The sequence below is a fragment of the Eggerthella hominis genome (assembly GCF_014287365.1).
In the GTDB taxonomy this organism is placed as follows: Bacteria; Actinomycetota; Coriobacteriia; order Coriobacteriales; family Eggerthellaceae; genus Eggerthella; species Eggerthella guodeyinii.
Window position 1 is genome coordinate 642,575 of sequence record NZ_JACOOA010000001.1, and the last position, 13,188, is coordinate 655,762.

Genomic DNA, 13,188 nt, shown 5'->3' on the forward strand with positions numbered 1-13,188 from the left:
CGCGCCCGACGGAAGCGCGCCGCGTCGGCCGCGCACGGAGCGCCGCATCGCCCCTCGGTCCCGAATGTTTCACGTGAAACATTTGTACGGTGTTGTTCTATGCGTTACAATGTCCTCGAACAATACGATGCGCGCCGCCCGGGCGGCGCGCCGCACAGCAGAGGACGCATATGGACAACGCGAACATCCCCTACCTCACGCTCGACCCCGCCGTCGAGGAGGCCATCCGCGCCGACCGCGCCGCGGGCCGGCTGCACCCCCGCCGCTTCGACGACGCGGACGTCGTGCGCCGCGAGCGGAACCCGCACGACGACGCCACGCTCACGCGCCCCGCGTTCGCGCGCGACATCGAGAAGATACTCAACGTGCCGGCGTACAACCGCTACGCCGACAAGACGCAGGTGTTCTCGTTCGTGGAGAACGACGACATCTGCCGCCGCGGGCTGCACGTGCAGCTGGTCAGCCGCGTGGCGCGCGGCATCGGCAGCCTGCTGGGGCTGAACTGCGAGCTCATCGAGGCCATCGCGCTCGGCCACGACGTGGGGCACACGCCCTTCGGCCACGCCGGCGAGCGCTACCTCAGCGCGTGCTACCACGCGCGCACCGGGCGCTACTTCAACCACAACGTGCACTCGGTGCGCGTGCTCGACCAGCTGTACCGCCGCAACGTCAGCCTGCAGACCCTCGACGGCGTGCTGTGCCACAACGGCGAGTTCGCCCAGCAGGTGCTGCGCACGGGCGACACCCGCGACTTCGCCGCGCTCGACGGGCTCGTGGAAGCCTGCAACGCCGACGAGCGCACCATCAAGACGCTGCGCCCCTCCACGCTGGAAGGCTGCGTCGTGCGCGTCAGCGACATGATCGCCTACGTGGGCAAGGACCGCGCCGACGCGCTCGACATGGGCGTGATCGGCGCGCTCGACGTCTTCGACAGCACGGTCATCGGCCGCGACAACGCCCGCATCATCAACAACCTCACGGTGGACCTCGTCAACACGAGCTACGGCACCGACCGCATCGCGCTCAGCGAGGAGGTGTTCGCCGACCTCAAGCGCGCCAAGCGCCAGAACTACGAGCTCATCTACGAGCGCGAGGGCGCGGTGAGCGGCGCGGGCAACGTCGTCGGGGAGATGTTCGAGGAGCTGTACGCCCGCCTGCTGGACGACCTGCGCGCGGGCGACGAGAGCTCGCCGGTGTTCAAGCACCACGCGGCCTCGCTCGCGGCCAAGTCGCGCACGGTGGAGCTCGACGACTACCTCGCGTCCGAGCCGAACCAGGTGGTGGTCGACTACATGGCCTCGATGACCGACAGCTACTTCATGGCGCTGTACGCCCACCTGTTCCCGGAGAGCGACCGCCGCATCATCGCGCGCGGCTACTGCGCCGACTTGGGCTGAGGCCGCTCGAGCAGGTCGATGAGCTCCTGCTTGTCGTGCACGTCGAGCTTGCGGTACAGGTGCGCGAGGTGCGTGTTCACCGTGCCCGCTGTCAGCCCGAGCGCGTCCTGGATGCGCGGCGTCGAGCGGCCCTTCGCCACGAGGGCCATGATCTCCTGCTCGCGCGGCGTGAGGTCGTAGTCGGCCGCCACGCGCTCGCAGCGCTCGCGGAACGGCCGGCGGCCGTCGCCGCCGGGGCGCATGCCCAGCAGGCTCGTCATCGAGCCGTCGGTGAACAGGAACAGGTACGCCAGGAACAGCAGGCACACGCACCCGAGCTCGACGATGCTCAGCACGCGCGGCGCCAGCTCCATGAACGAGCCCAGCACGGCCCCGCCGAACGTGCCGGCCAGCGAGCCGGCCACGTGCGCGCCCCAGCCCACGCCGATCGAGAACAGCGCCACGAGGCCGTACAGGCCCGTGATACGCACGAGCACGATCCACACGAGCAGCGTCACCGTGGCGTACATCGTGAGCGCCACGATGTCGGCGGCCATCGAGCCGAGGTCGAGGATGGGCAGCAGCAGGAACATGAACCCGAGCGCGAGCACCGCCGCGCGGTACGCGGCCGCCACGTCGAGGCCGTCGGACGAGAACAGCGGCACGCACACGAGCGCGATGGACGCCATCGTGGCCACGAGGAACAGCCACGGGTAGCTGCCCTCGCTGATGATGGGCGACGCGTTGAAGAACAGCGCCCGGATGAACGACTCGGCGAACGACAGCACGCCGAGCGACAGCAGCGCGCGCAGCGAGAAGGCCCCGCGCCGCAGCGTCGCGGGCGCGGCCTCGTCGTCGCCCTTCCACACGCCCACCTTCGCGAACAGGACGAAGCCCACCGCCACGGGCAGCAGCACCGTCGCCGCGACGCTCACCGGGCGCGGCAGCGCCACCACGAGGGCGAACAGGATGGCGGCCAGCAGAAACGACGACGCCGTCTTCACCACGGCCTGCGCCGGCGCGAGGCGGCGGAACTCCTCGCCCCAGGCCAGGTACAGCACGCCGAGCCCCGCCCCCGCCGCCGTCGAGAAGAGGGAGCACCACGGCTGCGTGAAGAAGTTGAGGTCGATGATCACGAGCACGACGGTGGACACCGCCATGACCGCCGGCGCGAGCGCGCGCATCGCGGGCACCCGCATGACGCGGGCGAAGCGCTTCGGCCCGAGCGCACCCAGCAGCAGCACGGCCAGCATGCCCACGCTCGAGAAGCCCACGACGCTGTTGAAATGGCTCACGTCGTTGCGCGTCGAGAAGTGCACGGTGGTGCTGAAGAACACGATGGACGCCCAAGCGAGCGTCAGCGCGAAGCCCAGCGCCCGCACGTCGAACACGTCGGCCAGCGTCACGGCCTTCAGGTGGGCCTTGACCGCCGCCATACGCTCCACGATCCCCGTCTCCATGGCGTTCCTCTCCCCCGTGCCGCGCGCGCGGCTGCCACGTAAGCGGCTATTGTACCGCAAACCAACCTCATATAAAACCTATGTTCACCCAGGTGGGAAAACGATTTTCTCCCGCTATGAAACCTACGATTCCAAACGGCCGGCCGCCTGCCTAAAGTGAACCCATCGCATAAGCGATCCTGGCACGACGCGCGGGGAAACGTCGGATGCGTGCACGGAGGAGGGGGACGCATCGCACGGGCCGACGGGCGCAGGATGCAAGGGGGAACCGATCCAAGAGGAGGGATCATGTCAGAACTGACGAGGAGAACGTTCTTCAAGGGCGCCGCCGCGCTCGGCGCAGCGGCCATGCTGGGCGGATGCGCCCCGCAGGAGATGAAGGAGACCGACGGCGCGGACGCTGCCGGCGCGGGCGGCGCGGACGCCGTCGTCGAGGTCAAGCACGCCTGGTGCAAGATGTGCGGGCCCGCCCGCACGCACTGCTCCACCCTGTGCACCGTGCGCGACGGCCGCTGGACGAACGTCGAGGGCAACCCCGAGGCCGGCAACAACTACGGCCGCGGCTCGCGCACGCTGTGCGCCAAGGGCAACGCCGCCATGCACACGGTGTACTCGCCCACGCGCCTGCTGTACCCCATGAAGCGCACCGGCGAGAAGGGCGAGGGCAAGTTCGAGCAGATCACGTGGGACGAGGCGCTCGACACCATCGCCGCCAAGCTCAAGGAGCAGAAGGAGCAGTACGGAGCCGAGTCCTACGCGGTGCTCAGCCCGCAGTTCTACGCCGTGCTCGGCAGCCTCGGGCGCCGCTTCCTCAACGTGCACGGCTCGCCGAACTACCTGCACTCCGCCATCTGCAACTCGCAGCGCATGTTCTCGCGCCTCGTGACTATCGGCGGCCCCGAGCACGCGAAGGCCACCGACACGGCGCCCGGCCAGCTGGGCAAGACGAAGCTCTTGGTGGTATGGGGCTTCAACTCCGAGAACTCAGCCGTGAACCAGGGCAACCCGAACGCGCGCATGAACGCCAAGGAAGGCGGCATGCAGATCGTCGACATCCGCCCGATGCAGGAGGGCCTCGGCGCGCACGCCGATTACTGGCTGCCCGTGCGCCCCGGCACCGACACGGCGCTCGCGCTCGCGTTCCTCAACGTCATCATCGGCGAGGACCTGTACGACCACGACTTCGTCGAGAACTGGACGACCGGCTTCGACGAGCTGGCCGAACACGTCACGCAGTTCACGCCCGCGTGGGCCGCGGAGATCACCGGGCTGCCCGAGGAGCAGATCACGGAGGTCGCCCGCCTCATGGGCACCGTGAAGCCCATGGGCATCAACTGCGGCAACGGCATCGGCGACCAGGCCAACGACGGCCACTGGACCGTGGCGTGCGCCTGCCTCATCGAGGCCATCACCGGCAACCTCGGCATCGCGGGCGGCGGCGGGGCCGGCATGGTCATGCCGGAGCCCCTCATCAAGACGAAGGGCATCGACCTGCTGACCGACCGCCTGCCGGAAAGCGACGAGGACAAGGCGAACGGCTGGATGGCCGGCGTGTCCAAGCTCGTGGCGCCCGAGACGCCGCGCTGGTTCCAGGACATGGTGACCCAGGAATCCGGCCCGACGAGCGCCTACAACAAGGGCCTGCAGTCCATCCTGACCGAGGACCCCTACCCGCTGCGCTTCGTGTTCGGCCAGTCCTCGAACCCGATGTCGGCCACCCGCCAGCCCAAGACCATCGCCGAGGCGCTCAAGAAGCTCGACTACTACGTGGTCATGGACACGGCGTGGAACTCGTCGTGCGACTACGCCGACATCGTGCTGCCGGCCACCACGCAGTACGAGTCGGCCGACCAGTTCGCCACGAAGAACTCCCCCGCCGGCACGTTCATCGGCATCAACCAGGTGATCTCCGAGCCTCCGGGAGAGACGCGCTCCGACTGGCAGTACTACCTCGACCTGGCCGTGAAGATGGGCTACGGCGCGGACTTCTGGGACGGCGACATCGACAAGATGCTGAACGAGCAGCTGGACGGCTCGGGCGTGACGCTCGAGGAGCTGCGCGAGAAGGGCTACGTGTTCAAGGAGCGCACCGACGGCGCCAAGCCCACCGAGCCCGCGTACCAGGACTACGAGAAGATGTTCGCGAACCTGCCCGGCGGCAAGGTGCAGTGCGTCAACGAGTGGATCGGCGACAAGCCCAACGCCACGGACACCGGCACCATCGAGCGCCTGCCCGTGTACAAGGGCGCGCCCGAGAGCATCGTCGGCACGCCCGACGTGGCCGCGGAGTACCCGCTCGTCATCTCCGACGTGCACGCCTACCGCCTGTGCAACCACAGCTACTACCACGACGTGCCCTACCTGCGCGAGCTGCAGCCCGAGCCCTGGGTGAAGATCAACCCGGCAACGGGCGCGCAGTACGGCATCGCCGACGGCGACTGGATGAAGGTGGAATCGCCCCACGGCTCCATCAAGATGGTGGCGCGCTACTTCGAGGCCATCGCGCCCGACGTGCTCATGACGAAGCGCGGCTGGTGGGAACCCTGCGACGAGCTGGGCCTGCCCGGCTACGGCAGCCTCGACGGCGGCAGCGAGGTCAACGTGCTGTACGACGACGACATCGCGAACTACGACGGGTTCACCTCGGCCATGGCCAAGCAGACGCTCGTGAAGATCTCGAAGAGTGAGGGGTAGATCATGGCTGAGCAGTACGGATTCTACGTTGACACGAGCCGCTGCATCAAATGCTGGGCCTGCCAGGTAGCGTGCAAGCAGTGGCACGGCATCGAGGCCGGCACCGTGTCGCGGCGCAACGTGCAGGAGACGGTGGACGGCACGTTCCCCACCGTGAAGCGCTCCTTCGAATCGCTGTCGTGCATGCACTGCGAGGAGCCCGCGTGCTTCGCGAAGTGCCCGCAAGGCGCCATCAGCAAGCGCGAGGAGGACGGCGTCGTGGTGGTGGACGACGAGAAGTGCATCGGGTGCAAGACCTGCTCGCTGGTCTGCCCGTTCGACGTGCCGCAGTACCGCGAGGTGGAGGGCGGCGGCCTCAAGATGGACAAGTGCGACACCTGCCTGTCCATCGGGCGCACCGAGGAGGGCAACCCGCACTGCGTGGCGGCGTGCCCCATGCAGGCCCTGCACTTCGGCCCGCTCTCCGAGATGGAGACGCAGGCCGCCGAACGCGGCGGCGCGCGCATGGAGGGCGAGACGAACCCCAGCGTGTACGTGTCCTAGCGTTTCGACCATCCGGGGGCCGCACCTCCCCGCGGCCCCCTCCCCTCCCTCGCTCGAAGGGCGCTTCGGCGCCCTTCGGCACCGCGTTCACCGCCGACCCCGAGGAGCACTCCATGGAAACCGACGACCTCAACCTCATCGAGCTCATGGGCGACCGCGCGCTCGCCTACCGCTTCCTCTCGCGCGCCTACCGCACGGCCCCCGACGCGGCGTTCGTCGCCGCGCTGCGCGCCGCATCCGCGGACCGGCCCGCCGAGGACCCGCTCGCGCCCTTCTTCGCGGAGCTGGCGTCCGCCGACGCGTCCGACGACGAGGCGCTGCGCATCGACCTCGCCGCCGACTACAACCGACTGTACCTGGGAATGGGACCGCACCCCGTGCCGCCGTACGAGTCGGTGTACACGAGCCCCGAGGGGCTGCTCATGCAGGACGCGCGCGACGAGGTGCTGGCCGCGTACCGCTCGCAGGGGCTCGACGCGCCCGACGACTTCGACCTGCCCGAGGACCATCTGGCGCTCGAGTGCGCGTTCGCGGCCGAGCTGGCCGAGCGCACGGCGGCCGCCTGCGAGCGCGGCGACCGGGAGGCCGTCGACGGTCTCGTCACGTGCCAGCGCGCCTTCGTCGAGGAGCACCTGGGCGCTTGGGTGCCCGCGTTCGCCGACGACGCGAAGAAGCGCGCCCGCACGACCTTCTACCGCGGCCTGGCCGTGCTCGCGCGCGAGCAGGTGGAGGCCGACCGCGCGGTGCTGGCCGAGCTGTAGGGCCGGGTCGCGCGTCCGGGGCGTTTGCGCTACACTGGCACGATCGTCACGACCGATCGAAAGGAGCGCCTGTGAAGCTGCTCATCGCATCCGACCTGCACGGCGCCGCCCCGGCCGTGCGCGCGCTCGTCGCGCGCGTCGAGGCCGAGGCGCCCGACCGCGTCGTCCTGCTGGGCGACCTCCTGTACCACGGCCCGCGCAACGACCTGCCGGAGGGCTATGCCCCGAAGGAGGTCATCGGGATGCTCAACGGCCTGGCCGCGAGCATCGTCGCCGTGCGCGGCAACTGCGATGCCGAAGTGGACCAGATGGTGCTCGACTTCCCCTGCATGGCCGACTACGCCCTCGTCGAGGCCGACGGCCACGAGCTCTACCTCACCCACGGCCACCTCGACCTCGCGCCCCAGCTGCGCCCCGGAAGCGCCCTCCTGTCGGGCCACACCCACGTGAAGACGCTCGACGAGCGCGACGGCGTGCTGTTCGTGAACCCGGGAAGCACCTCCATCCCGAAGGACGGCAGCGCCAGCTACGCCGTGTACGAGCACGGCACGTTCACGCTGAAGGACCTCGACGGGACCGTGCTGGGAACGGCAGCGCTTCGTTAGCTCAGGCGTCCTCGGTCCACCGTGTACGTCGTGTCCGCGATCGCGGCGGTGGAGGCCCGGTGGCTCACCAGCACGATGGTCTTTCCCTCGCGGCCCTCGGCCAGCGCGCTCAGCACGGCGGCCTCGTTCAGGCTGTCGAGGTTCGAGGTGGGCTCGTCCAGCAGCACGAACGGCGCGTCGTGCAAAAACACGCGCGCGAGGCCGATGCGCTGGCGCTCGCCGCCCGACAGCGTCTCGCCCAGCTCGCCCACCGGCGTGTCGAGTCCCTGGGGCAGGCGCTCCACCAGCGTGCTCAGCGCCGCCTTGCGGCACGCCTCGGCCAGCTCCTCGGGCGAGGCGTCCGGCTTCGCGATGAGAATGTTCTCGCCGATGGTGCCCGCGAACAGGTGCGTCTCCTGCGTCATGTAGCCCTCCGTGTCGCGCAGGCTGGCCGTGTTCACGCGGCGCACGTCGGTGCCCGACACCTCCACCACGCCGCGCGTGGCGTCCCAGAACCGCATGAGCAGCTTGCACAGCGTGGACTTGCCCGACCCGCTGCGCCCGGCCAGGTGCACCACGCTGCCCGGCTCGATGCGCAGGCTCACGCCGTCGAGCACGGGGCGATCGCCGTAGGAGAAGTCCACGCGGCGCACCGCGGCGCCCGAAAACGCCTCCAGGTCCACGCCGTCGTCGACCTCCTCGGTCTGCGGGCGCTCCTCGATGAGCTCGAGCACGCGCGCGCCCGAAGCCAGCGTCTGCTGCAGGGTGGAGCCCAGGTTCGCCACGGCGATCACCGGGCCGAACGACGACATGAGGGCGGCCGTCGCCACGAGCGCGGCGTCCGGCCCGATGGCGCCGGACACGCACAGCGCTCCGGACGCCAGCACCATGGCCACGTCGAGCGCCAGCACCAACCCGTTCGTCAGCGACATCGCCAGCGCGCCGCGGCCCTTGAGGCGCTCCTCCACCCGCGCGAGCGCGCCCATGCGCTCGTCGAGCTCGCGGGAGCGGTCGGCGGCGCGGCCGAACTGCAGCGTCTCGCGCAGGCCGCGCAGGCTGTCCAGCACGAACGCGTTCATGTCGCCGATGCCCTCGCGCAGCGCGCGGCCGCCCGAGCCGCTGGCCTTCGAGGCCACGACGGGCACCACGACGCCCACGAGCACGTAGGACGCCAGCGCCAGCGCGCCCAGCACGGGCGACACCGCGGCGATGAACGCCCCCATGCCCAGCGACACCACGAGCGCGATGATCGCCGGCGACAGCGTGTGCGCGTAGAACACCTCCAGAAGCTCGATGTCGCTCGTGACGAGGGAGACGAGATCGCCCTTGTCGCGCCCCTCGAGCTTCGCGGGCGCGAGCCGGCGCAGCGCGGCGTACACGCGGTCGCGTACGAGCGCCAGCAGCTTGAAGGCCAGGTAGTGGTTGCACAACTGCTCGCCGTAGCGCAGGGGCCCGCGCGCGACGCCGCAGACGGCCACGAGCACCACGGCCGCGCCGTAGCTCACGGCCTGCGGGAACCCGGCGAGGTCGACGAGCGCGTACGTGCCGAACACGGTGAGGAAGATGGCGGCCGCAAATCCGAGCACGCCCAGCGCGACGGCCAGCAGCATCCAGGGCAGCAGGGGGCGCACCAGCTTGACGAGCTGCAGCATGACCAACAGGTGCGACCTGCTCGCCGGCGCGGCGCCGCGCGCGGGCGCGGCTTCGGGGCGCCGGTCGGGCGCATCGTCGAAGGCGTCGGCAAGCTCGTCCTCGGGCTCGCCCATCCGGGCGGCGCTCGAGAACCGCTCGAGCGCGGCCTGCTGGTTCCACAGCCGCGCGTAGGCGCCGTCCTGCGCCAGCAGCTCGTCGTGGGGGCCCGCCTCGGCGACGCGGCCGTCCTCCAGCACGTAGATGCGGTCGGCGTCGGCCACGGCGGCCAGGCGGTGCGAGATCATGATGACGGTCTTGGTGCGCGCCAGCTCGTGGACGACCTCGATGATGGCGTGCTCGCTCTCCGCGTCGACGTTCGACGTGGCCTCGTCGAACACGTACACCGGCGTGTCGTGCAGAAGCGCGCGGGCCAGCGCGAGGCGCTGCCGTTGGCCGCCCGAGAGGTTCCCGCCCTCCTCGGCAATGGCGGCGTCGAGGCCGCCGGCCGAGCGCACGAACCCGTCCACGCGGCAGCGCGAAAGCGCGTCCCACAGCTCGTCGTCGCTCGCCTGCGGGTCGGCCAGCAGCAGGTTCGAGCGCACGGTGCCCTTGAACAGGTAGCTCGAGAACGGCACGACCGTGACGGTGCTGGCCAGCGCGGCGCGCGACGCCTGCGCGAGCGGCACGCCGCCCACCTCCACCGAACCCGTGAACCCGGCGTTGCGCCCGGACAGGATGCCGGCCAGCGTCGACTTGCCCGAGCCGCTCTCGCCCACGATGCCCGTGAACGACCCGGCGGGCGCGTTGAAGTCCACGGCTTCCAGCACGGTGCGCTCGCCGTCGTAGGAATAGCCCACGCCCCGGCACGCGAAGGACGCGCGGTCGGGCTCGATGACGCGCGACCCGCGCTCGGGCTCGGGCGTGTCGAGGATGGCGAACATCTTGTCGGCCGCGGCCATGCCGTTCATGGCCGTATGGAAGAACGAGCCCAGCGTGCGCAGCGGGATGAAGAACTCGGACGCCAGGAACACGACGGCGAACGCCGCGAAGAACGGCACCTGCCCGAGCGAGAACTGCCACAGCGCCATGATGATGCCCACCGCCGCGCCGCCGTAGGCGAACACGTCCATCACCGTCACGGAGTTCAGCTGCATGCGCAGCAGGCGCATCGTGGCCTGGCGGAACGTCTCGGCGTCGCGGTTCATCGCCTCGTGGCGCTCCGCGTCGGCGCGGTATATCTTGAGCGTGGTGAGGCCCTGCAGGTTCTCGAGGAACGTGGCGCCCAGGTCGGTGTAGGCGCCCCAGTACGTGCCCATCGCGCGCTTCGCGATCTTCTGCACGGCCACGATGGACGCGGGGATGAGCGGCACGCAGGCCAGAAGCGCGACGGCGGCCGGCAGGCACAGCGGCGCGAGGCAGGCGAACAGCGTGACCGGCGCCACGACCGAGTAGAACAGCTGGGGCATGTACGAGCCGAAGTAGCTCTCGAGCTGCTCGGTGCCCTCGACGCTCACCTGCACGGCCTCGCTCGTGGCCACGCGCTCGGAGTACGACGGCCCGAGGCGCACGAGCTTGTCGTACACCTGCTTGCGCACGGTGCGTTTCGCGGCGGCGGCGGCCGCCTGGCCCATGCGCTGCGCGAGCGTGAGGCACCCCACGCGCACGACGATGGCCGCCACGGCGGCCTGCACGAGGCTCGCCTGCGACGCCGCGACGTCCCCGCCCTCGATGAGCGTCTGCACGAACAGGCCGATGAGCAGCATGAGGGCGACGTTCGCCACGAGCGCGACCCACTGCAGCGCCACGCTGGCCACCACGTACTTGCGCGCCGCGGGCACCATCTCCGCCAGCCGTTTGCTGAACATGCCCTAGCCCTCCGTTCGCTCGGGAGCGCGCTCGGAAACGAGCTCGGCCGCGGTCGCGGCCCCGCGATCGGTCTTCACCACGAAGCCGAAGTACACGATATGCGCCACCCACACGGCCGCCACGACGGCGCGCCCCACCGGCACGTTCGCCATCAGCAGAAACGAGACGCCCAGCACGAGCGTGATGGGGCCCAGCAGCAACAGCTTCGCCTTCACGGTCATGGCGCGCTTCTTCGTGAAGCCCTCGAGCACGTTGCGGTACAGCTTCGTCCCGTGGAACCACGCATCGAGGCGCGCCGAGCTGCGCGCGAAGCAGAACGCCGCGCCCAGCAGAAACGGCACCGTCGGCAGGATGGGCAGCACGGCCCCCAGCGCGCCCAGCCCGAAGCACACGAAGCCCCCGACCGCCCACAGCGCGCGGAGGCCGCCGCCGGCGCGCTCGTCCTTCTTGTTCGTCATACGTGCGTCCTTCCCCGCGCCGGCGCGTGCGCCGACGATTAGTTTGCTCAATCTAACAAAATGGGAATTGTACGCGATTCAGCCGAATTTGTAAACCACGGCTAATTTTCCATCGCATCGCCACGCATCCGGCGGAAGCGCGCGGGCCCGACCCCTCGCCCGCCGCATGAGCCGGCCCGTCCTCCGCGCAGGAGGAGCCGCCCGCGCGTCCGCCGCAGACACACACACGGAGAGAGAGGGGGGGGGCCGCCAGCCGCGTCCGCCGCGCAACGGGCCTGCCCACTGCGTCCGCGCACCCGCCGCGCCGGAGGCCCACCCGCCGCGTCCGCACTCCGAGCCGCGCACCGCCGACCCCACCCCGCCCGATCAAGATGTTTCACGTGAAACATTTGTTCTTGCCCCTCTTTGGCGCAGCCCCGCCCCGACGGGCGCGACGCCTCGCGGACGCCCCAGGCATCCTCCCACCGCCGAACAGGCGAGAAACCGCCGGATTCGGCCGTCTCGGGAACGCTGCCTCGAACAGGCATGATGCGAGAAAGGGTTTCCCGGCGCGCTTGCGGCCCGACCGAAAACATCCGAGTCGGGTGATTTCTTGCGGGGCAGAGCGCGAGGAGCGGATGCGGCTCGTCGGGCATTGCGCGCCAATGCGCCCCTCCCGCCGCGGATCCGTGCAGTTTTCACCGAGATGTTGCAGTTCGGCGGCATCCAAGACGCGTTCGAGGCCGCGCGGCGCACGACGACCAGGGGAAACGTCCGCGATCGAAAAAGCAGGGGAGCCCGGAGAGCCCGCTTGCGTCACATTTCGGTAAAAACCGCACCCGACAGGCAGCCCTCGGAATCGCAACCCGCCCGATCAAGATGTTTCACGTGAAACATTTGTTCGCAACTCAGAAAGAGCGAGCACGGAAGGCGAACGGCACGCACGGCCGCGAGCGGCGTGCTCGGACGGGGCGCCTTTACTTCCTGTTCAGCGCGTGCAGCATGCTGAGGCCGCGGAGGGTGAGGTGCTCGTCGGTGCGGGCGATGCGCTGCGAGAGCGCGGCGATGGCGGCGGCGTCCGAGCCCGTGGCGATGACGTCCACGTCGTAGCCCAGCTCGCGCTGCACCATGTCGACGAGGCCGTCGATGAGCGCGACCTCCCCCATCACAACGCCGGCCTGCATGGCCTCGCGCGTGTTCTTTCCCACCACCGAGGCGGGGGCCTTGAGATCGACCATGGCCAGCTGCGCGGCGGCGTCGGCCAGCGCTTTCGCCGACAGCTTCACGCCGGGCGCGATGATGCCGCCCACGAACGCCCCGTCCTCGTCCACCACCTCGAAGTTCGTCGTCGTGCCGAGGTCCACCACGACGAACGGCGGCTCGTAGGCCGCGCGCGCGGCCACGAGATCGGCCACGCGGTCGGCGCCCAGCTCGCCGGGGTCGTTGTAGCGCATCCTCACGCCCGTCTTCACGCCCGGCCCCACCACGAGGGGGCGTCGGCCGCACAGCGCGCGCGTCGCCGTCACCCAGGCGTCCGTCAGGCCGGGCACCACCGAGGCGATCACCGCGTCGTCGCAGGCCGCGTCCTTGCCGTCGCGCGCCCGCATGTCGAAGAGCCCGGCCATCCGCATGCGCGCCTCGTCGGCCGTCATGCGCTCCGTCGTGGTCACCGTCCAGGTCGCATCGAGCTCGCCGTCGACGAAGAGCCCCAGGTTCGTGTCCGAGTTCCCCACGTCCACGCACAGCACCGTGCGCGCCGCACCCTGCCCGTTGCCCATATCCGCCTGCCTTCCCGCGTTCTCCCACAATCATGCGATTTTAGCGATGTCGCCCGT

Annotated in this window: 9 protein-coding genes; 5 read left to right on the forward strand and 4 right to left on the reverse strand. The window is 70.0% G+C overall.

Going from position 1 to position 13,188, the window contains the following annotated elements; genetic code table 11:
* The first annotated feature begins 170 nt into the window (after positions 1-170).
* Complete coding sequence (locus tag H8S61_RS02880; RefSeq protein WP_186937887.1) at positions 171-1,397, forward strand: deoxyguanosinetriphosphate triphosphohydrolase family protein; 1,227 nt, start codon at positions 171-173, stop codon at positions 1,395-1,397.
* On the opposite strand, the gene H8S61_RS02885 is transcribed toward H8S61_RS02880, so the two are convergent.
* The gene (locus H8S61_RS02885; RefSeq protein ID WP_186937888.1) at positions 1,376-2,836 is read right to left on the reverse strand and encodes a helix-turn-helix transcriptional regulator; all 1,461 of its coding nucleotides are present in this window, start codon (positions 2,834-2,836) and stop codon (positions 1,376-1,378) included. The genes H8S61_RS02880 and H8S61_RS02885 overlap by 22 nt on opposite strands.
* Before the next feature lie 288 nt (positions 2,837-3,124).
* Between H8S61_RS02885 and H8S61_RS02890 the strand changes: the two genes are divergently transcribed.
* The 4 genes from H8S61_RS02890 to yfcE all read left to right on the forward strand — a co-directional run bounded on the left by H8S61_RS02890 (position 3,125) and on the right by yfcE (position 7,439).
* Positions 3,125-5,530 carry a molybdopterin-containing oxidoreductase family protein gene (locus tag H8S61_RS02890; RefSeq protein WP_186937889.1) on the forward strand — a complete coding sequence of 802 codons (2,406 nt, stop codon included), beginning with the start codon at positions 3,125-3,127 and terminating at the stop codon, positions 5,528-5,530.
* 3 nt (positions 5,531-5,533) lie between these two features.
* Positions 5,534-6,073 (forward strand): 4Fe-4S dicluster domain-containing protein, encoded by a 540-nt coding sequence (locus H8S61_RS02895; protein WP_186937890.1) that lies wholly within the window; start codon positions 5,534-5,536, stop codon positions 6,071-6,073.
* A 113-nt stretch (positions 6,074-6,186) separates the two neighbouring features.
* Positions 6,187-6,834 carry a TorD/DmsD family molecular chaperone gene (locus H8S61_RS02900; protein WP_186937891.1) on the forward strand — a complete coding sequence of 216 codons (648 nt, stop codon included), beginning with the start codon at positions 6,187-6,189 and terminating at the stop codon, positions 6,832-6,834.
* 71 nt (positions 6,835-6,905) lie between these two features.
* Positions 6,906-7,439 carry a phosphodiesterase gene (gene yfcE, locus H8S61_RS02905; RefSeq protein ID WP_186937892.1) on the forward strand — a complete coding sequence of 178 codons (534 nt, stop codon included), beginning with the start codon at positions 6,906-6,908 and terminating at the stop codon, positions 7,437-7,439.
* Here yfcE and cydC read toward each other — a convergent pair.
* From cydC to H8S61_RS02920, 3 genes are all read right to left on the reverse strand, one after another.
* Positions 7,436-10,915 (reverse strand): thiol reductant ABC exporter subunit CydC, encoded by a 3,480-nt coding sequence (gene cydC / locus H8S61_RS02910; protein ID WP_186937893.1) that lies wholly within the window; start codon positions 10,913-10,915, stop codon positions 7,436-7,438. The genes yfcE and cydC overlap by 4 nt on opposite strands.
* A gap of 3 nt (positions 10,916-10,918) precedes the next feature.
* Positions 10,919-11,374 carry a YbaN family protein gene (locus tag H8S61_RS02915; protein WP_160942371.1) on the reverse strand — a complete coding sequence of 152 codons (456 nt, stop codon included), beginning with the start codon at positions 11,372-11,374 and terminating at the stop codon, positions 10,919-10,921.
* A gap of 956 nt (positions 11,375-12,330) precedes the next feature.
* The gene (locus H8S61_RS02920; protein ID WP_154332105.1) at positions 12,331-13,131 is read right to left on the reverse strand and encodes a type III pantothenate kinase; all 801 of its coding nucleotides are present in this window, start codon (positions 13,129-13,131) and stop codon (positions 12,331-12,333) included.
* Positions 13,132-13,188: the final 57 nt, after the last annotated feature.

What these genes read in the sequence shown, in the direction of transcription:
- H8S61_RS02915 (WP_160942371.1), bottom strand. Translation starts at nt 11,374, where the DNA reads ATGACGAACAAGAAGGACGAGCGCGCCGGCGGCGGCCTCCGCGCGCTG.
- cydC (WP_186937893.1), bottom strand. Translation starts at nt 10,915, where the DNA reads ATGTTCAGCAAACGGCTGGCGGAGATGGTGCCCGCGGCGCGCAAGTAC.
- H8S61_RS02895 (WP_186937890.1), top strand. Translation starts at nt 5,534, where the DNA reads ATGGCTGAGCAGTACGGATTCTACGTTGACACGAGCCGCTGCATCAAA.
- H8S61_RS02890 (WP_186937889.1), top strand. Translation starts at nt 3,125, where the DNA reads ATGTCAGAACTGACGAGGAGAACGTTCTTCAAGGGCGCCGCCGCGCTC.
- H8S61_RS02885 (WP_186937888.1), bottom strand. Translation starts at nt 2,836, where the DNA reads ATGGAGACGGGGATCGTGGAGCGTATGGCGGCGGTCAAGGCCCACCTG.
- H8S61_RS02880 (WP_186937887.1), top strand. Translation starts at nt 171, where the DNA reads ATGGACAACGCGAACATCCCCTACCTCACGCTCGACCCCGCCGTCGAG.
- H8S61_RS02900 (WP_186937891.1), top strand. Translation starts at nt 6,187, where the DNA reads ATGGAAACCGACGACCTCAACCTCATCGAGCTCATGGGCGACCGCGCG.
- H8S61_RS02920 (WP_154332105.1), bottom strand. Translation starts at nt 13,131, where the DNA reads ATGGGCAACGGGCAGGGTGCGGCGCGCACGGTGCTGTGCGTGGACGTG.